The 21,674-nt window shown below is 62.0% G+C and carries 20 protein-coding genes; 12 read left to right on the top strand and 8 right to left on the bottom strand.

Annotated elements, in window-relative coordinates; genetic code table 11:
• Positions 1-345: 345 nt before the first annotated feature.
• Positions 346-1,125: an SDR family oxidoreductase gene (locus tag PR017_RS25610; protein ID WP_240539069.1), complete on the top strand. Its 780-nt coding sequence runs from the start codon at positions 346-348 to the stop codon at positions 1,123-1,125.
• A 5-nt stretch (positions 1,126-1,130) separates the two neighbouring features.
• On the opposite strand, the gene PR017_RS25605 is transcribed toward PR017_RS25610, so the two are convergent.
• Positions 1,131-1,772, bottom strand: a complete 642-nt coding sequence (locus tag PR017_RS25605) for a GntR family transcriptional regulator (protein WP_111221402.1) — start codon at positions 1,770-1,772, stop codon at positions 1,131-1,133.
• Between the two features lie 361 nt (positions 1,773-2,133).
• Here PR017_RS25605 and PR017_RS25600 point away from each other — a divergent pair, with 361 nt between their 5' ends.
• Genes PR017_RS25600 through atzF form a run of 10 tightly spaced genes read left to right on the top strand, consistent with a single transcriptional unit; the run spans position 2,134 to position 12,515 of the window.
• Positions 2,134-3,264: a BMP family ABC transporter substrate-binding protein gene (locus PR017_RS25600; protein ID WP_111221403.1), complete on the top strand. Its 1,131-nt coding sequence runs from the start codon at positions 2,134-2,136 to the stop codon at positions 3,262-3,264.
• Between the two features lie 23 nt (positions 3,265-3,287).
• Positions 3,288-4,418 carry an ABC transporter permease gene (locus tag PR017_RS25595; protein WP_111221404.1) on the top strand — a complete coding sequence of 377 codons (1,131 nt, stop codon included), beginning with the start codon at positions 3,288-3,290 and terminating at the stop codon, positions 4,416-4,418.
• Positions 4,418-5,344, top strand: coding sequence for an ABC transporter permease (locus PR017_RS25590; protein WP_111221405.1), 927 nt, complete (start codon positions 4,418-4,420; stop codon positions 5,342-5,344). Before PR017_RS25595 ends, PR017_RS25590 begins: the two co-directional genes overlap by 1 nt.
• 10 nt (positions 5,345-5,354) lie before the next feature.
• The gene (locus PR017_RS25585; RefSeq protein ID WP_111221406.1) at positions 5,355-6,371 is read left to right on the top strand and encodes a formamidase; all 1,017 of its coding nucleotides are present in this window, start codon (positions 5,355-5,357) and stop codon (positions 6,369-6,371) included.
• A gap of 10 nt (positions 6,372-6,381) precedes the next feature.
• Positions 6,382-7,083: a biuret amidohydrolase gene (gene biuH, locus PR017_RS25580; protein WP_111221407.1), complete on the top strand. Its 702-nt coding sequence runs from the start codon at positions 6,382-6,384 to the stop codon at positions 7,081-7,083.
• Positions 7,083-8,144 carry a cyanuric acid amidohydrolase gene (atzD, locus tag PR017_RS25575; RefSeq protein WP_111221408.1) on the top strand — a complete coding sequence of 354 codons (1,062 nt, stop codon included), beginning with the start codon at positions 7,083-7,085 and terminating at the stop codon, positions 8,142-8,144. The genes biuH and atzD overlap by 1 nt, the downstream gene beginning before the upstream one ends.
• Entirely contained in the window at positions 8,141-9,694 is a 1,554-nt protein-coding gene (locus tag PR017_RS25570) for an ABC transporter ATP-binding protein (protein WP_111221409.1), read from the top strand. The genes atzD and PR017_RS25570 overlap by 4 nt, the downstream gene beginning before the upstream one ends.
• Complete coding sequence (locus PR017_RS25565; RefSeq protein ID WP_111221410.1) at positions 9,694-10,362, top strand: cysteine hydrolase family protein; 669 nt, start codon at positions 9,694-9,696, stop codon at positions 10,360-10,362. Before PR017_RS25570 ends, PR017_RS25565 begins: the two co-directional genes overlap by 1 nt.
• Positions 10,355-10,711: a cupin domain-containing protein gene (locus PR017_RS25560; protein WP_111221411.1), complete on the top strand. Its 357-nt coding sequence runs from the start codon at positions 10,355-10,357 to the stop codon at positions 10,709-10,711. The genes PR017_RS25565 and PR017_RS25560 overlap by 8 nt, the downstream gene beginning before the upstream one ends.
• On the top strand, positions 10,704-12,515 hold the full coding sequence (gene atzF / locus PR017_RS25555) for an allophanate hydrolase (RefSeq protein ID WP_111221412.1): 1,812 nt from the start codon (positions 10,704-10,706) through the stop codon (positions 12,513-12,515). The genes PR017_RS25560 and atzF overlap by 8 nt, the downstream gene beginning before the upstream one ends.
• 124 nt (positions 12,516-12,639) lie before the next feature.
• Here the strand turns inward: atzF and PR017_RS25550 are convergent, their stop codons facing one another.
• Positions 12,640-13,353 (bottom strand): TfuA-like protein, encoded by a 714-nt coding sequence (locus tag PR017_RS25550; RefSeq protein WP_111221413.1) that lies wholly within the window; start codon positions 13,351-13,353, stop codon positions 12,640-12,642.
• A gap of 187 nt (positions 13,354-13,540) precedes the next feature.
• Here PR017_RS25550 and PR017_RS25545 point away from each other — a divergent pair, with 187 nt between their 5' ends.
• Positions 13,541-13,732 (top strand): hypothetical protein, encoded by a 192-nt coding sequence (locus PR017_RS25545; RefSeq protein WP_133255635.1) that lies wholly within the window; start codon positions 13,541-13,543, stop codon positions 13,730-13,732.
• Positions 13,733-13,852: 120 nt separating this feature from the next.
• Here the strand turns inward: PR017_RS25545 and uca are convergent, their stop codons facing one another.
• The 6 genes from uca to PR017_RS25515 all read right to left on the bottom strand — a co-directional run bounded on the left by uca (position 13,853) and on the right by PR017_RS25515 (position 21,658).
• Positions 13,853-17,392, bottom strand: coding sequence for an urea carboxylase (uca, locus tag PR017_RS25540; protein ID WP_111221415.1), 3,540 nt, complete (start codon positions 17,390-17,392; stop codon positions 13,853-13,855).
• A 3-nt stretch (positions 17,393-17,395) separates the two neighbouring features.
• Complete coding sequence (locus PR017_RS25535; RefSeq protein ID WP_111221416.1) at positions 17,396-18,046, bottom strand: urea amidolyase associated protein UAAP2; 651 nt, start codon at positions 18,044-18,046, stop codon at positions 17,396-17,398.
• Positions 18,047-18,058: 12 nt separating this feature from the next.
• Positions 18,059-18,877 (bottom strand): urea amidolyase associated protein UAAP1, encoded by an 819-nt coding sequence (locus tag PR017_RS25530; RefSeq protein WP_111221417.1) that lies wholly within the window; start codon positions 18,875-18,877, stop codon positions 18,059-18,061.
• Between the two features lie 2 nt (positions 18,878-18,879).
• On the bottom strand, positions 18,880-19,707 hold the full coding sequence (locus PR017_RS25525; RefSeq protein ID WP_111221418.1) for an ABC transporter ATP-binding protein: 828 nt from the start codon (positions 19,705-19,707) through the stop codon (positions 18,880-18,882).
• Positions 19,704-20,522, bottom strand: coding sequence for an ABC transporter permease (locus PR017_RS25520; protein ID WP_111221577.1), 819 nt, complete (start codon positions 20,520-20,522; stop codon positions 19,704-19,706). The genes PR017_RS25525 and PR017_RS25520 overlap by 4 nt, the downstream gene beginning before the upstream one ends.
• Positions 20,523-20,584: 62 nt before the next feature.
• On the bottom strand, positions 20,585-21,658 hold the full coding sequence (locus PR017_RS25515) for a putative urea ABC transporter substrate-binding protein (protein ID WP_111221419.1): 1,074 nt from the start codon (positions 21,656-21,658) through the stop codon (positions 20,585-20,587).
• Positions 21,659-21,674: the final 16 nt, after the last annotated feature.

Here is a 21,674-nt window from a genome sequence, read left to right as displayed (position 1 = left end):
GTCAGAGGACCGTTCTGGCGATATTTTTCTGTCTATCGATGAATTGCCGCCATTATCTCCGATTCTTTGATTCTGACAAGCAATTTAGAATTTTGGCAAATGGTGAAAGGGGCTTAGGCGCAGCCATCAGAGCTCTCGCCGCGCAATTTTGACGCCGGCGCGCGCCTCGTATCAGTACGGCTTGTACGAGCTGCGACTGTAGCCATCATGAAAACGTGAATGGTTTCTCTTAGCTTCAGGCGTAATGCTCGAACCGTCGGCCTGCTGCTTCGACAACCATTCCGGTCGTGGTGGCTGGCGAAAATGCTTTGCGACCGGTCGGATGAATATGGACAGGAGATGAAGGTGCATACGAAAAGCTTCGACAACAAGATCGTTCTCGTCACCGGCGGCTCGAAGGGTATCGGCTTGGCATGTGCCAAGCAGTTTATCGGGCAGGGGGCCCGTGTCGTCATCAGTTCTCGCTCGCAAGCCAATATCGACGAAGCGCTGAAAGAGTTGCCCGGTGCTGTTGGCTTTGCAGCCGATCTATCCGATGGTGAAGTTGCAGCGGCGCTGGTCGAAAGGGTCAGGCTGGAAGTCGGTGCTATCGACGTCCTCGTCAACTCGGCGGGTGCAGCGAAGCGGTCGCCACCGGAGGACCTAACGCCCGCCTTCTGGCGCGCAGCCATGGATGCAAAGTTCTTCTCGACCATCAACGTCGTCGATCCGGTGGTGAAGGCGATGGCTGCGCGGGGTCATGGCGTCATTATCAATATCATCGGCGCTGGCGGCAAGGTGGCGAGCCCTATCCATCTTGCGGGCGGTTCGGCGAATGCGGCACTGATGTTGGCGACGGCGGGTCTCGGTAATGCCTATGCCGCCTCCGGCGTCCGTATCGTCGGCATCAGTCCGGGTCTGACGCAAACCGGGAGAGTGGCGGAGGGTGTGGCAGCGGATGCGCGCCTTGCTGGCATCACCATCGAAGCCGCCATCGAGAACAGCGTTAAAAAGATCCCGATCGGGCGCATGGCGCTACCGGAAGAAGTGGCCGACCTCGCGCTCTTTCTGGCCTCGGACAAGGCACGCTATATCACCGGCATTACCATCACCATGGATGGTGCCCAGTATCCTGTGGTCGTGTAGGGAGCCTACTCCTTGTTCGGCGCCTGGTTATCGCTATCGCGGGCAAACACCAGACTGGCGTCGCTGACCGTGGCGACGTGCGCGTGGGCAGCGCGGCCGGCGAGCGCCGCCTCGCCGCGCAGGATGGCCATGACGATGGTCTCGTGTTCCTCAAAGGACCTCGCCATACGCCCGGAAAGCCTGAACTGCGCCCTTCGAAACGGCGCAAGCCGCGCGCGGGTCTGGGTTACGAGCTCGTATACGTGGTCGTTGTGCGCACCGCGATAGAGGCGCGTATGAAACTCGGTGTTATGCGCCGCATATTCCTCTTCCCCGCCGAGATGAACGAGGCGCGCCGATGAACGGTGCTCAAGCTCCAGCTGGCGTCTTTCATCGACGGTCATGCGCTCGGCGGATAGCCGGGCGCAGATGCCTTCCAGTTCGGCCATGGCCTCGAACATCGAAACAAGGTGCTGCTGCGTCACCCTGGTCACCACGGCGCTGCGGTTTGGTTCACGGCCGACAAGGCCGATGGCGCAAAGCTGGCCCAGCGCTTCGCGCACCGGTGTTCGCGAAACTTCGAAACGTCCCGCGAGAGACACCTCGTCAAGCTTGTCACCTGGCTGCATGGCGCCGGTGATGATCATGTCGGCGATCGCGCGGACCATTTGCTCGACGGTAGTCCCAGCGCGCACGACTGCTTTTTTCGAGGGCGATTTCACACGTTGTCTCTATATCTAAACCGTACTGCCTACAGATGCATCGAGAACAGCAGGATGTCAATGTTAGCACAAGCCATTGTTATAAAACATTATTTGTCTAGAATTTGGGGTTCGAGCCAATCGGTAGCTCGCAGAAATCCAAAAAGCCGATAATTTATTCATCAGCTCAGAAAAAGTGCATACAGTTTTGTGTTTTTCACATTGGTATCCCATAAGGCATTGATATCATCATATTTTCAAAGTGGCACGACAGTTGCTTCAAGACTTTCGTAACCTTTTGAACCGGCAATGCCGCGAGGAGATCACCATGACCAAACTCCTGCCTATGAACCGCCGTACATTTCTCCAGACGACCGCAGGGGCCGGCGCGGCCCTCGGCCTCTCGTCTTCCCTTTTCGCGACCGGTGCTGCGGCGCAAACAGCGCTCACTGTTGGCTTCATCTATGTCGGCCCCAAGGACGACTACGGCTACAACCAGGCCCACGCGGAAGGCGCTGCTGTCGTCAAGGCGATGCCGGGCGTCACCGTCGTCGAGGAGGAGAATGTTCCGGAAACCGTCGACGTCCAGAAAACGATGGAATCGATGATCAATCTCGATGGCGCGACGCTGATCTTCCCGACCTCCTTCGGTTACTTCGACCCCCATATGCTGGCAGTTGCAGCAAAGTATCCGAATATCCAATTCCGACATTGCGGCGGTCTCTGGCAGAAGGACAAGAACCCGATGAACACGGGGTCCTATTTCGGCTATATCGGCCAGGGGCAGTACCTGAACGGCATCACGGCAGCCTACGCGTCGAAGAGCAAGAAAATCGGTTTCGTCGCTGCAAAGCCGATCCCGCAGGTGTTGCAGAACATCAATTCCTTCCTTCTCGGCGCCCGCTCGGTTGATCCAGCCATCACCTGCCAGGTCATCTTCACCGGCGAATGGTCGCTAGCCGTCAAGGAGGCCGAGGCCACCAATGCATTGATCGACCAAGGCGCCGACGTTATCACCTGCCACGTGGACAGCCCCAAGGTCGTCGTCGAGACGGCCGCCGGCAGAGGCGCCTTCGTCTGCGGATACCACGCCAACCAGAGCCCGCTTTCGCCCGGAAAATACCTGACCGGCGCCGAGTGGGCCTGGGGGAATGTCTACACAAACTTCGTCACCCAGGCCCAGGCCGGCAAGCCGCTTGGAAACTTCGTCCGCGGCGGACTGAAAGATGGCTTCGTCAAGATGAGCCCTCTTGGACCCGGCGTGTCGGCAGAATCCCGCACCAAGTTCGAAGCAACGCTGGCAACGATGAAGGCCGGTGGCTTCTCGGTGTTCAAGGGGCCTCTGAAGGACAACAAGGGCAATGTCGTCGTGACCGCAGCGCAGTCCCTTGCCGAGGACGCCATCGAGCTTGAAAGCATGGGCTACCTTGTCGAGGGCGTCGTCGGCTCGACGGCCTGAGCGTGAAGAGGGGAGGGCAGGCAATGACCGCCGAGATCGAAACGACCACGATAGCGTCACCGGCAGCGCGAGCCGCGTCATTCCGGCCGGCGCTGGAGTGGCTGGCGCGTCGGGCAGAGCCGGTTGCGATTTCGCTCGGAGCAGTTTTTGCCGGCCTCGCCATCTTCTCCCTGTTCATTCTGGCGGTCGGCAAATCGCCGGCCGTCCTCTTTCAGTTGATGTATGCCGGTGGCTTCGGCAGCTGGTTTTCAATGCAGAATGCACTCAGCCGGGCAGCCCCGCTCCTGTTGACCGCGCTCTGCGTGGCGCTGCCGGCGCGCTTGGGGCTGGTCATCATTGGCGGCGAGGGCGCGGTTGTTCTCGGCGGCGTTGCGGCCGCTGCGATCGCCTTGCCGCTTACCGCAACCCTGTCGCCGATCGTCGTCATCCCGGTGATGGCGCTGGCCGGCATGCTGACCGGGGCCATCTGGATCGGCTTTGCCGGATTTCTGCGCCACTACAGGGGCGTCAACGAGACAATTTCCAGTCTCTTGCTTGCCTACATAGCCATTGCCTTGATGAACCATCTCATCGAGGGACCGCTCCGGGACCCCGCCAGCCTCAACAAGCCCTCGACTGCACCTCTGCCGGCGAATTTCATGCTCGGCCATATCCCGGGTATGGACGTCAACTGGGGTCTTGCCATCGGCGTCATCGCCTGCATCCTTTGCTTCATCCTGATCGAGGCCACCAGCATCGGCTTTGCCGCCCGCATTGCCGGCGGCAATGTCCGCGCGGCGCAAATCCAAGGATTGCCGGTGGGCCGCCTGATGGTCGGTTTCACGGCACTGGCCGGGAGTTTTGCCGGTCTGGCCGGCATGGTGCAGGTCTCAGCGGTGCAGGGCACTGCCAATGCATCGCTCGCGGCCGGATACGGCTATACCGGGATTCTTGTCGCATTCCTCGCGCGCCATAATCCCCTGGCAATCATACCGGTCGCCATCCTTCTCGGCGGAATCGATGCGTCGGGCGGGTTGATCCAGCGACGCATGGGCCTGCCGGACGCGACCGTACTTGTGCTGCAGGGGACGCTCTTTCTCATCATCCTGTTCTGCGAAACCTTTTACGGCCGCTTCAAGATCTTCAATCCCGACCTCTGGAAGAGGAGCGCCTGATGGACGACACCGCAATCGGTCTCTGGGGCGTACCGCTCGCCATTTTCGCTGGCGCGATCCGCGTCTCGACGCCATTCATCTTCGTCAGCCTTGGGGAATCGATCACCGAGCGCTCCGGCCGCATCAATCTCGGCCTCGAAGGGACGCTGGTGTTCGGCGCGATGACCGCCTACGCTGTTGCCGTCATGAGCGGTTCGCCCTGGCTCGGCGTGCTCGCCGCGATGGCGACCGGGGCAGTCTTCGGCCTCGTGCACGGCTTCATCTGCAAATTCCCCAAGGTCAACGATATCGCGATCGGCATCGCGATGATGCAGTTCGGCCTGGGCCTTGCCTTCTTCCTCGGCAAGTCCTTCATCAAGCCTGCGGCACCGCATCTGCCATCGATCCCGCTCGGCGGCTGGTCGCGTCTGCCACAGATCCAGGCGGCGCTGAACATCAACGTGCTGTTCGTCATCGGCGCGCTTCTGGCGGTGGCGCTGTGGTGGGGCTTCCGCAACACGCGTCTCGGCTTGATCCTGCGGGTGGTCGGCGATAGCTCGGACGCGGCCCGCGCCATGGGCCTGAACCCTGACACCGTTCGCCTGCTGGCAACGGCCGCCGGAGGATCACTTGCAGCCATCGGGGGCGCATATCTGTCGCTGTTTTATCCCGGTTCCTGGAACGAGGGCATTTCATCGGGGCAGGGGCTGATGGCGGTGGCACTGGTGATCTTTGCCCGCTGGAACCCGATCGGCTGCTTTCTCGCAGCATTGCTGTTCGGCGGCGCCGGTGCGCTCGGTCCTTCACTGCAATCGGTCGGCGTGACGCAGGGTTACTACCTGTTTTATGCGGCGCCGTATGTTCTGACGCTCGTCATCCTGATCGCCACATCCTCGCCCACCCGGTCGCTTTCAGGCGCGCCGGCCTCGCTATCGATAACCAAGTAAAGGACACGCCATGAACGGTCTCGGAGGACTGAACATCTCGGAAAACGGCGTCGGCATCGGCCTGGTTCAGCTCCAGTTGCCGGTGACGGTGACGAAGGCCGATCTGGCCCGCCAGACGCAGGTGATCGTCGACCTCGTCGGCAAAGCGCGGCGCAACCAATCCGGCATGGATCTCGTTGTCTTCCCGGAATATGCGCTGCACGGACTGTCGATGGACATCAACCCGGACATCATGTGCCGGATGGATGGTCCGGAAGTGGCCGCATTCAAGCAGGCCTGTCGCGACAACCATATCTGGGGATGCTTCTCCATCATGGAATTCAATCCCGGTGGCATGCCCTACAACTCCGGCATCATCATCGACGACCAGGGCGAACTCAAACTCTATTACCGCAAAATGCATCCGTGGGTGCCGGTCGAGCCGTGGGAACCCGGCGATCTCGGCATTCCGGTCATCGACGGCCCAAAGGGCGCCAAGCTGGCATTGATCATCTGCCATGACGGCATGTTCCCGGAAATGGCTCGCGAATGCGCCTACAAGGGCGCCGAGATCATGATCCGCACTGCTGGTTACACCGCCCCTATCCGCGAAAGCTGGCGTTTCACCAACCAGTCGAATGCCTTCTGCAACCTGATGGTCACCGCCAATGTCTGCATGTCCGGCTCGGATGGCAGCTTCGATTCCATGGGGGAGGGGATGATCTGCAATTTCGACGGCTCGATCATCGCCCATGGAACATCCGGCCGCGTCAACGAGATCATCACCGCCGAGGTGCGGCCTGATCTAGTCCGCGAGGCACGGCGCGGCTGGGCCGTCGAAAACAACATCTACCAATTCGGCCATCGCGGCTATGTGGCCATTGCCGGCGGCGCCGGCGATGCGCCCTATACCTACATGCACGATCTGATGGCTGGGCAGTACAAGCTGCCTTGGGAAGACGAGATCAAGGTCAAGGATGGAACGACCTGCGGCTTTGAGAAGCCGACCAGGTCCTATCGCGAAACACGCAAGATAGCCGGCGAATAGGAGGCCCGATATGGATTTGCAGACGGAAACCAAGGCACGCTACATCAAGTCCGACCCCTATCCCTGGCCCTATAACGGCGCGCTGCGCCCCGATAATACGGCGCTCATCATCATCGACATGCAGACGGATTTCTGCGGCGCCGGCGGCTATGTCGACCATATGGGCTATGACCTCTCGCTGGTGCGCGCGCCGATCGCCCCGATCAAGGCGGTGCTGACAGCCATGCGCGCGAACGGCTATCACATCATCCATACCCGCGAAGGCCACCGGCCTGACCTGGCCGACCTGCCCGCCAACAAGCGCTGGCGCTCGCAGCGCATCGGCGCCGGCATCGGCGACGTCGGCCCCTGCGGCCGCATCCTGGTACGGGGCGAGCCCGGCTGGGACATCATCGAGGAACTCTACCCCATCGCCGGCGAGACGATCATCGACAAGCCCGGAAAGGGCTCGTTCTGCGCGACCGACCTCGAACTCATTCTTCACCAGAAGCGCATCGAAAACATCATCCTCACCGGCATTACGACGGACGTCTGCGTCCACACGACGATGCGCGAGGCGAACGACCGCGGGTTTGAATGCGTCATGCTGGAGGATTGCTGCGGCGCTACCGATTACGGAAACCACCTCGCCGCCATCAAGATGATCAAGATGCAGGGCGGCGTGTTCGGCGCCGTCTCGACATCGCAGGCGATCATCGAGGGGATCGGCTGATGCCCTCCCGCCGCGCCTTCGTCGCTCGCATCGCAGCAGATGGCCCCAATGACATTGCCGGCGTCGAGGCCTTATTCGATGCTGCCCTGCCACCCGGCGATCTCGTTGCCATTCTCGGCAAGACCGAGGGCAATGGCTGCGTCAACGATTTCACTCGCGCCTTCGCCACGACGAGCTTCGAAACGCTGTTTGCAAAGCACGGCATATCCGGAGCCTCGATCGTGATGTCCGGCGGCACCGAAGGCGCGCTATCGCCGCACTGGACAGTTTTTGGCCGGCAGCAGGTGGCAGATGCGGGAACCCGCGCGCTGGCAATCGGCGTTGCCCGCACGCCTGTACTGCCGTGGCAGCATCTCGGCCGCAGGCAACAGGTGCTGAGCGTGGCAGAGGCGGTACGCGCGGCAGTTGTGGATGCCGGGATCGAAACGTTGGAAGACGTGCATTTCGTGCAGATCAAGTGCCCGCTTCTGACCCAGCGACGGGTCCTCGAAGTCGAGCACGCCGGCGGCACGACAGTCACCCGCGACGCACTGAAATCCATGGCCTATTCCCGTGGCGCATCGGCGCTCGGCGTGGCGGTGGCCCTCGGCGAACTGGACCCGGATACGATTTCGGACAGTGATATCTGCACCCGGCTCGACCTCTTCTCCGGCCGTGCCTCCACATCCGCCGGCGTCGAACTTGAGGACCACGAGATCATCGTGCTTGGCATGAGTCCCCACTGGTCCGGCCCGCTCGCCATCGACCACGCCATCATGCGCGATGCGATCGACACAGCCGCTGTAAGGGATGCACGCGACCGCCTTGGCGAAACCGCCACCCTCGTGGCTGTGCTCGCCAAGGCCGAAGCAGACCCTTCCGGTTCTGTCCGCGGTCGCCGGCATACCATGCTTGACGACAGCGACATCTCCTCCACCCGCCATGCGCGCGCCTTCGTCGGCGGCGTCCTTGCCGGCCTGTTCGGGGCGACGGATCTCTACGTCTCCGGCGGCGCTGAACACCAGGGGCCTCCTGGCGGCGGACCCGTTGCCGTCATCGTTGAAAGGCAGGGACTGACATGATCCAGATCCGCGACACGCCACTTCCGGCCCGTGGCAAGGCCGTCGGCATCCAGACGCACGACATGACCATGCGCTTTGGCAGCTTTACGGCGCTCGACCACGTCTCCATCGACGTTCCTGCCGGCTCCTTTCACGCGCTGCTCGGCGAAAACGGTGCCGGCAAATCGACACTCGTGAAATGCATCATGGGCTTTTACCACCAGACATCCGGCTCGCTGTCCGTCGGGGGGAGGGAGGTCGCCATCGGCTCGCCCAAGGATGCGGCAAGCTACGGGCTCGGCATGGTCTACCAGCATTTCACGCTGGTGCCGTCGCTGACGGGGGCGGAAAATCTGGTGATCAGCCGCGCGCACGTGCCGGCCGTGATCAACTGGGCCAGGGAGAACCGGGATCTGGCAGAGTTCATGGAGACAATGCCCTTCAAGATTCCCCTCGACCGTCCGGTTCAGGAACTGGCCGCCGGCGAGAAGCAGAAGCTGGAAATCGTCAAGCAACTCTATCTCGGCCGCTCATTCCTGGTGCTCGATGAACCGACATCGGTGCTGACACCGGCCGAAGCCGATGAGATGCTCGGCGTCGTGCGCGGCATGACGGAGCGCGGCGAACTCACCGTGCTGATGATCAGCCACAAATTCCACGAGGTCACCAAGTTCGCCGATTCCGTCACCGTCCTCAGGCGCGGCAAGATGGCAGGCAGCGGCAAGGTGGCCGATCTCACCACGCAGGACATGGCATCGATGATGATCGGCGACGTCAAGCTCGCCGAACTCGACTCGCGATTGCCGGTCGCCGATACGTCAGACCCGGTTCTGGCCGTCAGCGGCATCCGGGCACGGGATCGCTCCGGGTTGAAGAGCATCGACATCGAGGGTCTCTACGTCCGCGCCGGCGAGATCGTCGGCATCGCCGGTATCTCCGGGAACGGCCAGAAGGAACTGGCCGAAATGCTGGCCGGACAAAGGCCTCTCGAGGCGGGCACAATCGCGGTCAAGGGCAGGCCATACGGTGCCACGCGGAAGGAAACGCGCGCCAACAATGTCCGCTTCATTCCCGAGGAACCGCTGACAAATGCCTGCGCGCCCAGAATGACAGTGACGGAAAACCTCGCGTTCCGCACGTTCGACGTCAAGGACAAGACCGGGCGCAAGGTCTCCTGGCTCGACAAGACATCGATGCGCAAGCGCGCTGAGGCGCTGATCGCCGATTTCAAAGTGAAAACCGCCTCGGCTTCGTCGCCGATCGCCTCGCTCTCCGGTGGAAACATCCAGCGCGCGGTGCTCGCCCGCGAACTGACGGGCGAGGTCGATCTGCTGATCGTCTCCAATCCATGCTTCGGCCTCGACTTCTCGGCGGTAGCCGAAATCCGGGCACGCATCATGAGGGCGCGCAACGCCGGCACCGCCGTGCTGCTGCTGTCCGAGGATCTCGACGAACTCCTGGAGATGTCGGACCGCATCATGGTGATGTCAGACGGCAAGCTCGTCTATGAGACGCCGATCCGAGACGCAGATGTCGCTGTCATCGGCGCGCACATGGCGGGACACCACTGATGGCCGGGATCAATGCACAGCCATTCGCCTTTCCGCTCAAACGGGACAGGATTGCGCTCATCGTCATCGACATGCAGCGTGATTTTGCAGAGCCCGGCGGCTTCGGCGAGAGCCTTGGCAACGATGTCGGCCGCATCGCCCGCATCGTCCCCGATGTCGCAACGCTGATCGAAGGCTTCCGCGCGGCTGGGCTGCCTGTCATCCACACCATGGAATGTCATCGGCCTGATCTCTCCGACCTGCCGGCTGCCAAGCGCAATCGCGGTAATCCGGCACTGCGTATTGGCGACGAAGGACCGATGGGACGGGTTCTCATATCGGGTGAACCCGGCACTGCTATCCTCGAAGCGGTTGCGCCGGTGGCCGGTGAGGTAGTGATCGAAAAGCCCGGCAAAGGCGCTTTTTACGCCACGCCCCTCGGCGACATCCTGAAGAGCAGGGGCATCGAGCAGCTTGTGTTTGCCGGCGTAACGACAGAGGTTTGCGTCCAGACGACGATGCGCGAGGCAAACGATCGTGGCTACGAATGCCTGCTCTGCGAAGAGGCGACGGAAAGCTATTTCGAGGACTTCAAGCGCGCAGCCATTGCGATGATCCGCGCGCAAGGGGCGATCGTCGGCTGGACCGCGCATCTCGACGATATTCTGGAGGGACTGGCCGATGCCTGAGACGACGCGAGAAAACCTGACATCGGGTAGCTGGAAAAACCTCGAATTCGGCCCCTTCCGACCCGGCGTCACCCTGCACTGGCTCCAGAATTTCGAGGACGACCAGCCGGGCGTAGCCCTGCTGAAATACGAGCCCGGTGCCGCCGTCCCGCGTCATCGGCATATGGGGCTCGAAACCATCCTCGTGCTCGATGGCATCCAGTCGGACGAGGCCGGAGACTATGGTCCGGGCACCGTGGTGATCAACAGGATGGGATCGGAGCACTCCGTCTGGACAAAAACAGGGTGTGTCGTTCTCATCCAGTGGGACCGGCCGGTAATGATTTTGGAAGAGAGTAACAATGACTGAAGGACAAGCATTCGACATCGCCTCCCTGCGCCGGGCCTACGCTGGCGGCTGGACCGTCGCCGAGATGGTCGACACGGTTTTTGCCCGCATCGCCGATGTCGACGACCGCGGCATCTTCCTGCATCTGGCAGACCGTAACGCGCTGTTGGCGGAGGCGGCAGCCCTCGGGCCATTCGACCCGGTGGCAAAGCCGCTCTGGGGCATCCCCTTCGCCGTCAAGGACAACATCGATGTCGCCGGCATGCCGACCACGGCCGCCTGCCCGGATTTTACTTTCCACCCGGATGTGGACGCAACAGTCGTTCGGCTGTTGAAGGAAGCCGGTGCACTGGTCATCGGCAAGACCAACCTCGACCAGTTCGCCACCGGTCTCGTCGGCGTTCGCACACCCTTTCCAGTGCCCCGCAATGCCATCGATCCGACGCTGGTGCCAGGCGGCTCGAGCTCCGGTTCGGCCGTTGCCACGTCGCACGGCATCGTCAGCTTTGCGCTCGGGACCGATACCGCTGGTTCCGGCCGCATTCCCGCCGGCCTCAACAACATCGTCGGCCTAAAGCCGAGTGTCGGTGCGCTTTCGACAACGGGCGTGCTGCCGGCCTGCCGCACGCTCGACTGTGTTTCGATCTTCGCCCTGACGGCTGACGACGCCTTCAAGGTATTCTCTGTGGCCGCCAAATACGATGCAGCGGACGCCTATTCGAGAGCGATCCAGGTAACAGGATACGGCCCGCTGCCGGCGGTGCTCACCATCGGCGTGCTTGCGCCGGAAGACAGAAAATTCTTTGGCGATGCGGCAATGGAGGCATCCTACGAGGACGCGCTTTCGACGCTGTCAACGCTCGGGCACAAGCTCGTCCAGGTGCCGTTTGCAGACTTCTACAAGACGGCCGATCTTCTCTATGAAGGTGCGTGGGTGGCGGAACGCTATGCTGCCGTGAAGGATTTCTTCGATGCCCGCCCGGAGAGCTTCCACCCCGTGACTGCCAAGATCTACGGTGGTGCCAAATCGCTGTCGGCGGCGGATGCCTTCAACGGGCTCTACGCATTGCAGACCCTGAAGGGATCGGTCGCACCGCTGATCGCATCGGTCGATCTTTTCTGTGTCCCGACAGCCCCGCGTCACTACACCCGCGCTGAGCTCGAAGCCGAGCCGATCCGCGAAAACAGCCGGCTCGGAACCTACACCAACTTCGTCAATTTGCTCGACATGTGCGGCATCGCGGTGCCGACTGGCATCCGGAGCGACGGCCTGCCGGCAAGCGTCACGCTGCTTGCGCAGGCAGGCCGGGACGGGCTGACCGCAGCGCTGGCGGCCGATATCCATGAACGAAGCGGGGCGACCCTCGGCGCCACCGGCTGGGCGCAGCCGCCCCGACCCGAGCTCCCGGAGATCGAGGAACCCGGCCTGATCGACGTCGTGGTTGTCGGCGCGCACCTTTCCGGCATGCCGCTCAACATCCAGCTCCGTGATCTCCAAGCGCGTTTTGTCCGCACGACCACAACCGCCGCCGACTACCAGCTTTTCAGCCTCGCCAACCAGACGCCGGCCAAGCCCGGTCTGATCCGATGCGCTGAAAACACCGGCACGAAGATCGAAGTCGAAGTCTGGCGACTTTCCGCAGCCGGCTTTGGAAAGTTCGTCGCCGCAATTCCCCCGCCGCTCGGCATCGGAACCATCATGCTCAGCGACGGCAGCCAGGCAAAGGGCTTTCTGGCCGAGCCGGTGGGTCTCGAAGGTGCAGAGGATATCTCGTCCTTCGGCGGCTGGCGGGCCTTTGTCAACCGGAATGCTGGCGCGCGGTAACGCTTTCGCGCCAGCCCCTCATGGCGCCTCCCCGGTCGATTTTTCGTCCCGAGATAGATCGGGGGGACAACCACAGGATTGATAGCGTTGAAACGCATGGAAGAGAGGCTAGCGCGGATGTCTCTCACGATGCTGGGGGAAACAGCTTGTTCCAGAAGCCGGTGGCTTGGAACGTCCATTCGAACTCCGGAACGAACCGTTGATCCGGCGTGCTCACCACCGTGTCTATTAGGCGGCGGGCATCCTCACGCTTGAGATCGACCGCATTGGCGCGCAGATGCGCCAGAACCGTCGCTGCCCTTTCGATATCGGCAATGGCAACCTGCACCAGCTGACGATACGTCCTGTTCTTGAAAAAGCTAGCCTCAGCCGTTTGTTGCAGGCAAGCCGCCTCCTCGAGCGTGATGAGCGACAGCTGCCGACATCGCGCGATCGTCGCTCGGACGTTGACGAGGGGCTCGCTGAGAGGCAGGTAGCCAAGATCCGCCGGCGCGTGGGACTGCGCCACGTCGGCATCGTCCTCCAGCAGGCCGCTCGCATATCCCTCATAGATGTCACCTATGCCGACCATGCCGAACGCCGCACATTCGGCTGCCCTCAGCGCCCCCATGCTCGCAGCGCCAAACATGTGTACACCCCTGGACAGGCCGTAGAGTATTTCTTTGTGCCAGATCGCGGGTACGCTCTCGTAGACCCCGTCGATCAGACCGATAACCGAAGCACCTTCCTCCACTGCCCTGTAGACATCGCCTTGCCCGGCAGGCGGACGAAGCCGGTATTTCCCATCCGGTTGCAGATTTGCACCGTAGACAGTCGGCCCGGCAAAAATCACTCTCATTCTGATCTCGAATTCGAAACAGCCCAGTTTACGCCCACTATATGCCGATCCGAATGACCCGCACCTGCGCGCTTTTGGCACCCAAGCAGCGCTTGCAACCGATGACAGATGGCGTAGACTTTGCACAGTATCTGGACATCGTTTCCTTCGCCCTCTTTCATTGTTCCCCGATCCAAAGGATGAGCAGATGTTTCGCGACCTCAATGCCTATCAGCCAAGACGAGAACCCCCGCCCGAGCGAAAATACAAGCAGCTCACGCCAAAGCAGGAGCGAACCCTCCTCATCGCCATCGCCTTCAACCTCGTCCTGGCCTTGTTTGCCCCCTTCTGTGGATCCACCCTCGTAGAAGGCTTCGTCTCCCTATTCCGCCTGATCTAGCTTCCGATGAACACAGCGGCCGGTCGGGCCTTTGACCCTAGACCAGTGAAGTCTTTAACCATCACCTAATACCCCACGACGCCTAGGGCCCCGGCGTGACATAGCGGTGCAAGTACGTGATCAGATTTCCTCGAGGATGACGATGACGTCGCCGGCTTTGATGGTGCGGCCGGGGGCGGCGCGGAGTTCGCGGACGCGGCCTGCGGCATGGGAGGTGACGTTGATCTCCATCTTCATGGACTCGATGATGGCGACGGTCTCGCCGGCGGCCACATCGGAACCTGGCCCGACAAGCAGCTTCCATATGTTGCCTGGAACGCTGCTGGCGATGCCGATGCAACCGGCCGGTACGTCGCTGTCGAAACCCTCTCCGCTGCCGTCGTCGGTGACGAAGCTGTCGAGGCCATCCTCCTTCCATCGCTGCCGCTCGGCCTCGAATGCCGCCTGCTGCCGGCCTTGGAAGGCTGCGATGGACGGGGCGTTGTCGCTCAGTTCACGCGCATAATCGGCATAGGAGAATTCTGTTTCCTCGATGCGGATCGGGTAGCCGCCGTGAGGGAAGGCGGCTCTGGCCTCAGCCAATTCCTCGTGGTTGACGGGAAAGAAGCGGATCTGGTCGAAGAAGTTCAGAAGCCACGGCTTGCCCTTGGCAAAGGCAGGCGTCTGCCGCCACGTATTCCAGACCTGTATCGTGCGGCCGAAGAGCTGGTAGCCTCCCGGCCCCTCCATGCCGTAGATGCACATGTAGGCGCCCCCGATCCCGACGGCGTTTTCGGGTGTCCATGTGCGCGCCGGATTGTATTTGGTGGTGACGAGGCGGTGCCTTGGATCGATCGGCGTGGCCACAGGCGCGCCGAGATAGACATCGCCCAGCCCGAGCACGAGATAACTGGCATTGAAGACGATGTCCTTGACCGCCTGTTCGTCCGCCAGGCCGTTTATCCGGCGAATGAACTCGACATTGGAAGGGCACCAGGGCGCATCCGGCCGGACGAGCTCCTGATATTTGCGCATCGCCAGCTCTGCGTCAGGGTCGTTCCACGACAGCGGCAGATGGACGATGCGGCTTGGAACCGTGACCTGTTCTGCCGGCAGAAGTCCGGCTTCGATGTCCTCCAGCAAGCCGAGAAGCCGGCGGCGCGGCAGCGTCGAGCCGTCATAATGGATCTGCAGCGATCGGATGCCCGGCGTCAGGTCGATCAGGCCTGGAAGGCGTGCCTCCTGTATGGCAGTCATCAGCAGATGGACGCGCAGGCGCAGCGCGATATCGAGTTCCATTGGCCCGTATTCGACAAGGAGATTGTCGTCCCCCTGCCGACGATAGACGACAGTTACCGGCGCGGTATCGAATGTCCCGACGATGGGAGATCCCGCCTCCGCCGTGCCGGGCAGCATGGCTGGCCCCGTTCGGGGATCGTCAGGCCGTGCCACCGGATGGAAACGGATGGTATCGCCGGGCTTGAACTGGCCCATCTTCCACTGTTCGTCACGCGCGATGACGGCAGGGCAGACGAAGCCACCGAGGCTCGGGCCATCGGGACCGAGGATAATCGGCATGTCGCCAGTGAAGTCGATGGCGCCGATGGCGTAGGCGTTGTCATGCAGGTTGGAGGGATGGAGCCCTGCCTGGCCGCCGTCAGCCCGTGCCCATTTGGGCGTTGGCCCAACCAGCCGGACGCCGGTCCTGGCGCTGTTGAAATGCACCTCGTAGGGCAGGGAGAACAGTGCGTCGATATCGCCCGGCTGGAAGAAATCGGGCGCCCCATGCGGGCCGTAGACCACGCCGACATTCCAGGCGTTCGTCAGCTCCGCCGGCGCGCCGGGGCGCTTGGCAGCCTCCGTCTTTTCATGGCGGGCGAGATGCAGGACATGCCCGGTCTTCAACGCGCCGGTCGCATTGCCGCCGAACTGCCCGAGCGTGAAGGTTGCGCGCGAACCAAGCACCGTTGGCGCGGAAAATCCTCCCGCAACGGCAAGGTAGGCGCGCTGACCGGGGCCGCTGATGCTGCCGATCGTCAGGACGGCGCCTGCAGGAATGACAACAGGCTCACCATGCGGCAACGGCGTGCCATCGCAGCTCATGGCCATCCGCGCACCGGCAAGGGCAACTGTCATGTCGGTGAAGAAACGCAACGTCGGCCCCGAGACGGTCAGTTCCAGTGCAGCCGTGTCGTCATGGTTGCCGACCAGGCGATTTGCGTGCCGGAAGGACCGCTCGTCCATCGGCCCGCTTGGCGGCACGCCGACATGCCATAGGCCGAGGCGGCCCGGCAATTCTTGAATACTGGACTGGGCGCCGGGCACCAGCACCTCGATGACATCGGGGATGAACACGAAGTCACGCAATGCGGTTGTCGCGACATTGCCGCTGGCGAGCAATTCGGAGGAAGCGATTTTTCGCAGATAGCCGAGATTGGTCTCGATGCCCGAAATCGCGGTTTCCGAAAGCGCGGCCTTGAGCTTTTCGATGGCCGATGCCCTGTCATCGGCGGCAACGATGAGCTTGGCCAGCATCGGGTCGTAGAAGGGGGTGACGTCCGTTCCGGTCTCGATCCAGCTGTCGACGCGGACATCGGCGGGGAATGCCACTTCGGTCAAAAGGCCGGCACTCGGGCGGAAATCAGCATGCGGCATTTCGGCGTAGATCCGCACCTCGATGGCCGCCCCCTTCGGACGCAGATCCATCGCCTTTGACAAAACATCTTCGCCGGCTGCCTGCCGGATCATCCATTCGACGAGGTCGATGCCGAAGACGGCTTCGGTCACGGGATGTTCCACCTGCAGGCGGGTGTTCACCTCGAGAAAATAGAATTCCTGTAGGCGTGGATCGTAGATGAACTCCACGGTGCCGGCGGAAGAATAGGAGATGGAGGCACCGAGGTCGACAGCGGCCTTGTGGAGGCGTGCCCGGACATCTACGGAAATGCCGGGGGCAGGGGTCTCCTCGACGACCTTCTGGTTTCGCCGCTGCAAAGAGCAATCGCGCTCGCCGAGAGCGACGACGTTACCCTTGCCATCGCCGAAGATCTGCACCTCGATATGTCGGGCGTTGGCAACGAAGCGTTCGATGTAGACGCGGGCATCGCCGAAGCTGGCATTGGCGGTACGACGCACCCCTTCGAAGGCGGACTTCAGTGCCGCCTCGTCGTGGCAGAGTTGCATGCCGATACCGCCGCCACCGGCCGTGCTTTTCAGCATGACGGGATAGCCGATCTCGGCTGCCTTGGCGCATGCCTCTTGCAGGCTCTCCAGCAATCCGCTGCCGGGCAGCAGCGGGACGCCGCTCGCCTGCGCGAGCGCTCTTGCCGTATGTTTCAGGCCGAAAGCCGACAGGTGCTCCGGCCTCGGCCCGATGAAGGCGATGCCTTCTGCTGCCAGGCGCTCGGCAAAGCCGATATTCTCCGAGAGAAAGCCGTAGCCCGGGTGGACAGCCTCAGCACCGGTTTGCCTGCAGGCCGCAATGACGGCGTCGATGTTGAGGTAGCTGTCGGTGGCCATGGCCGGCCCGAGCCTGACGGCTTCGTCGGCGACACGCGCGGGCAGGGAGAACCTGTCCGCATCGGAATAAACGGCGACGGATGCTATTCCCATTTGCTTGAGTGTCCGGATGATCCGGACGGCGATTTCGCCCCTGTTGGCGATCAGGACTTTCTTGAACATGCGTCAGACCTCGGGATCCCAGACGAGGACACGGATGGGCGTCGGGTCGAAGCCGTTGCAGGGATTGTTGACCTGAGGGCAGTTTGAGATGACGCAAAGGACGTCCATCTCTGCCACTAGCTCGACATAATCCCCTGGCGCCGAAATGCCGTCGACGATGGTCATCTTGCCATCGGGCGATATCGGCACGTTCATGAAGAAGTTGATGTTCGGGACGATGTCGCGCTTGTCCATGCCATGCTTCGTCACCTCCAGGATGAAGTTGTCGCGGCAGGCGTGGAGGTATTTAGTCCCGTGACCGAAGCGGACCGTATTGCTTTCGCAGGAACACGCACCGGCGGACGTATCGTGACGGCCACAGCTGTCAGCCGTCATCGTCAGCATCACGTTGCCTTCGCTGGAAACGATCCGGGTTCCGACGCTGACATAGGCGGCACCCTGGGTGCGCATCGTATCCTGGTTGGAATAGCGCTCAGAAAAATCATCGGCACGATAGAACAGGGTGTCGATGGCCTGCTGCCCGTAGCTGTCCTCGACGCGAATTGTCTGTCCCTTGCGCACGATGCCCGACCAGGGTGCCTCGGCGGGAATGCGATGATCGGCGACGGCGTTGTCGATCGTGCGGGCGATGGAGGTCTGGATAAAGTCTGTCATGGTCGCGCTCCCTCAAGCCTGCATCATGGCGTTGTTCTCGAAGCCACGGATGGCCTCGGCAGTTGCCGTCCTCGCCAGATCCTCACCGGTCGGTGCGGGGGCGCGAAACCGGGTGATGGTCACGGGTGTGGGCGCATAGGTGGGGTTTGGGTCGAGCGGATGGGGGCAGTTGGAAAAGCCGACGAGAAGGTCCATTTCCGCCCGCAACTCGGCATAGTCGCCGCTGTTCGAACGCTTCTTCTGCCAATGGAACCCGCCGTCCTCGTCGAGGCTGACCGGTGCGAACAGGTTCAACATGCCGGGAATGTCGCGGCGCTGCAGGCCGAGCTTGCCAGCCAGCAGAACGAGGTTGTCTCTGGTATTGCGTGCTTTCACGCCCGGATATTTCATCGCATTCGAGGCCGCATTCGAGCCGCCCATCAGGCAATCATGGGTACCGGCGCTATCTTCGGTGATCGAAAACATCACACGGCCCATGTCGGAAAACAGCACGCGGCCTTTGCTAAGCGCCGTCGTCCACTGGATTTTTGCCGTGTCGACAAGGTTCAGGCGCTCGCTGGTGCCGGCAGCATTCCAGGCAACGAGGGCGACTGTCGACGTGCCCTCGTTCTGGTCTATCCTGAGCCCCTCACCACGCTTGAGCAGCGTGGACCAGTACCATCCGCCCGGGATGACCTCCTGATGGATGACCGTGTCGCCGGGAATTTCCGGGGCCGGCACCGCGCTTGGCGCCGGCAGGGTCTTTGGCGCAAAGTCGAGGCCGCGTCGCTGGTGCTCTTCGTAGCGCGCCCGGTCTGCTGCTATCTCGTCAGTCGTGCGATGCATGTGCATGGCTATTTCTCCTCTGTCTCACGGATTGCCAGGTCGTCCTGGCGAGGGCCCAGAGAGGGAACCGGGCCGTCCCGGTCAGGGCTGGAAGCTGTCGATGATCCGGCGCGCCGCGGCGGCCAGATCGAGATGTCGTTGGTGATCGTTGCGCCGTAGCGGATTTTTTCCTCCGGCCGATCGCGTGGCCGCTCGAAGGCAATGACCCGCGTGGCGAGCGTGAAGGCCTCCCGCATGTCGTGGGTAACCATGACGACGGTCATCTGCGTCTCATGCCAGAGGCGCTTCATCAGCGTGTGGATTTCCGCGCGGATGCCGGGATCGAGCGCGCCGAACGGCTCGTCGAGAAGCAGCACTTTCGGTTTCATGATCAGCGCCTGCGCAAGGGCGAGGCGTTGCTGCATGCCGCCGGACAGCTGGGCTGGATATTTGGTTTCCGATGTGGAAAGCCCGACTTCTGCGATCAGCGCCCGTGCCTCCTCTATCGCCTGCCGGCGCGAGGCGCCCCTGAGCTTTGCCGTGAGCGGCGAGGCGGTCATTTCCTTGCCGAGGAGCACGTTTCCGAGCACGGTTAGATGCGGAAAGACCGAATAGCGCTGGAAGACGACGCCGCGATCGCGTCCGGGTTCAGCCGGCAGCGGCGTTCCATCCAGCAAGATGCGTCCGCGCGTCGGCTGCTCCTGTCCGAGCAGCATGCGCAGGAACGTGCTCTTGCCGCAGCCGGATGGGCCGACAAGGGCCACGAAGGCGCGCGGCTCGACCGTCAGCGAGACGTTCTCCAGGACGATCTGGTCGCCGTATTCCTTCCAGACGTTTTCGATGACCAGTGCGCTCATCCCTGTTTCTCCAGTGCGGACCAGGGAAAGACGGCGATGCGGATCTGATCGAGCAGCACATTGGCGATGACGGCCAAAAGCGTGATCCAGACGACATAGGGAAAGATCACGTCCATCGAGAGATAACGGCGCACCAGAAATATCCGGTAGCCGAGCCCGGCATCGGAGGAAATCGCCTCGGCAGCGATGAGGAACAGCCAGGCCGGGCCGAGCTGCAGCCTGATGCTGGTGATCAGACGCGGCAGGATCTGTGGCAGCACGACGCGCAGGGCGATCTGCCAGGACGAGCCCCCGAGCGTCTCCGCCTTGACGATCTGCTCGCGGGGCAGTTCGAGCGCATGGAGGGCGAGGTCACGGATCATCGTCGGCGCGATCCCGATCACGATGAGGGCAATCTTCGACGTTTCCCCAAGCCCCAGCACAATAAACAGGATCGGCAGCAGCGCCAGTGGCGGCACCATGGAGATGACGGCGACGAAGGGCGAAAACAATGCGCGGAGATAAGGCAGCATGCCGATCGCCATGCCGATTGCCAGCGCAATCGCCGTCGCGATCCCCAGGCCGGCCAGAAGACGCTCAAGGCTTGCGGCGGTATCGCTCCAGAAGAGATAGTCGCCGGTGCGCGTATCCGGCAGAAAGGCGATCCGGTTTATCGCATCGGCAAATTGAGTAAGGCCGGGCAAGAGCTTGTCATTGGCATTCTCGGCGAGCCGCGCAACCGACCCTGCGGTATAGGCGACCGCAAGCAGGGCGAATGGCAGCAGTGTCAATGCCAGCCGGGCACCCGGGCTGGGCTTGGTGTTGATCCATCGCAAGGCGTTGGCTCCGCGTTTCGAGTGGACGGGAGCGGCACGGGCGCGCCGCTCCTGCATGGCGGTCAGAGCGCGCCGTCGGCCGCGGCCTTCATGTAGGTCTCGGTGAAGCGGAGCTTGACGTTGCCCTTGTCGCCGAGCACCTCGCCGTCCGGCATTTCGATGCCGATGACATCGGCGGATGCCGCACCGCTACCGAGCAGGCCCTTGGTGAAGAGGAAGTTGCGGACGAGATCCATGGTCTTCGGCAGGGTGGCCGAAGCCGTGAAGGTCACTGCGTCGGAAGGCTTCGAAAAGAGCTTGGTGGCGGAAAGTTGCGATTCGAAACCCTTGAGATCGGTGCCGGACGCTGTTCCCATCGCGAGACGGGCTGCCTTTCCTTGGTCGCTTTCGGCCGTCATCAAGGCTGCCGTTTCGTACCAGATGCCGGCAAGAGCCTTGCCGAAATTCGGGTTTTCCTTCAGCACTGCCGAGTTAGCGACCATGAGATCCATGATCTCGCCCGGGATCTGCGAGCTGTCGAAAACCTTCTTTGCCGTCGGGTCTTCGAGAATGGTCGAGACCAGCGGGTTCCAGGTGACAACTGCCGAGACGTCCGCTGTTTTGTAGGCGGCAACCATGTCGGCGTCGGAGGTGTTGACGACCTTGACGTCCGCTTCCGTCAGGTTGAGGCTCTGCAATGCGCGGGCCAGCAGATATTCGGAGACCGAATACTGGACGAGATTGACCGGCTGCCCCCTGATGTCGGCGAGCTTGTCCTTGCCTTTGAGGATGACCGCGTCATTGCCGTTGGAGAAGTCGCCGACGATGACAGCCGTGGTGTCCACGCCGCCGGCGGCCGGGATCGACAGGCCGTCCATATTGGTGAGCGTAACCGCGTCGAAGGCGCCTGCGGTGTACTGGTTCATCGATTCGACATAGTCGTTGAACTGCGTGACATCGATCTTGATGCCGTATTTGTCGGCCCATTTCTTGACGATGCCGTGATCTGCCGCATAGCCCCACGGCATCCAGCCGACATAGATCGACCAAGCCACCTTGAACTCTGTTTTCGGAGCGGCAGCAGCGCCTTGCGCGAGGCCTATTGCCAGAGAGGCAGCCAACGCCGCGACGGAAAATGCTTTCGAAATGCTTTGCATGACAATTTCCCTTTTT

Origin of the sequence: Rhizobium tumorigenes (genome assembly GCF_003240565.2) — a bacterium.
Lineage (GTDB): Bacteria > Pseudomonadota > Alphaproteobacteria > Rhizobiales > Rhizobiaceae > Rhizobium > Rhizobium tumorigenes.
Note: the sequence above shows the minus strand (reverse complement) of the source record. Positions and strands in the feature narration are given on the sequence as shown.

What these genes read in the sequence shown, in the direction of transcription:
- PR017_RS25565 (WP_111221410.1), top strand. Translation starts at nt 9,694, where the DNA reads ATGGCCGGGATCAATGCACAGCCATTCGCCTTTCCGCTCAAACGGGAC.
- PR017_RS25595 (WP_111221404.1), top strand. Translation starts at nt 3,288, where the DNA reads ATGACCGCCGAGATCGAAACGACCACGATAGCGTCACCGGCAGCGCGA.
- PR017_RS25585 (WP_111221406.1), top strand. Translation starts at nt 5,355, where the DNA reads ATGAACGGTCTCGGAGGACTGAACATCTCGGAAAACGGCGTCGGCATC.
- PR017_RS25525 (WP_111221418.1), bottom strand. Translation starts at nt 19,707, where the DNA reads ATGAGCGCACTGGTCATCGAAAACGTCTGGAAGGAATACGGCGACCAG.
- PR017_RS25605 (WP_111221402.1), bottom strand. Translation starts at nt 1,772, where the DNA reads ATGGTCCGCGCGATCGCCGACATGATCATCACCGGCGCCATGCAGCCA.
- uca (WP_111221415.1), bottom strand. Translation starts at nt 17,392, where the DNA reads ATGTTCAAGAAAGTCCTGATCGCCAACAGGGGCGAAATCGCCGTCCGG.
- PR017_RS25600 (WP_111221403.1), top strand. Translation starts at nt 2,134, where the DNA reads ATGACCAAACTCCTGCCTATGAACCGCCGTACATTTCTCCAGACGACC.
- PR017_RS25545 (WP_133255635.1), top strand. Translation starts at nt 13,541, where the DNA reads ATGTTTCGCGACCTCAATGCCTATCAGCCAAGACGAGAACCCCCGCCC.
- PR017_RS25590 (WP_111221405.1), top strand. Translation starts at nt 4,418, where the DNA reads ATGGACGACACCGCAATCGGTCTCTGGGGCGTACCGCTCGCCATTTTC.
- atzF (WP_111221412.1), top strand. Translation starts at nt 10,704, where the DNA reads ATGACTGAAGGACAAGCATTCGACATCGCCTCCCTGCGCCGGGCCTAC.
- PR017_RS25550 (WP_111221413.1), bottom strand. Translation starts at nt 13,353, where the DNA reads ATGAGAGTGATTTTTGCCGGGCCGACTGTCTACGGTGCAAATCTGCAA.
- PR017_RS25535 (WP_111221416.1), bottom strand. Translation starts at nt 18,046, where the DNA reads ATGACAGACTTTATCCAGACCTCCATCGCCCGCACGATCGACAACGCC.
- PR017_RS25515 (WP_111221419.1), bottom strand. Translation starts at nt 21,658, where the DNA reads ATGCAAAGCATTTCGAAAGCATTTTCCGTCGCGGCGTTGGCTGCCTCT.
- atzD (WP_111221408.1), top strand. Translation starts at nt 7,083, where the DNA reads ATGCCCTCCCGCCGCGCCTTCGTCGCTCGCATCGCAGCAGATGGCCCC.
- PR017_RS25560 (WP_111221411.1), top strand. Translation starts at nt 10,355, where the DNA reads ATGCCTGAGACGACGCGAGAAAACCTGACATCGGGTAGCTGGAAAAAC.
- PR017_RS25530 (WP_111221417.1), bottom strand. Translation starts at nt 18,877, where the DNA reads ATGCACATGCATCGCACGACTGACGAGATAGCAGCAGACCGGGCGCGC.
- PR017_RS25570 (WP_111221409.1), top strand. Translation starts at nt 8,141, where the DNA reads ATGATCCAGATCCGCGACACGCCACTTCCGGCCCGTGGCAAGGCCGTC.
- biuH (WP_111221407.1), top strand. Translation starts at nt 6,382, where the DNA reads ATGGATTTGCAGACGGAAACCAAGGCACGCTACATCAAGTCCGACCCC.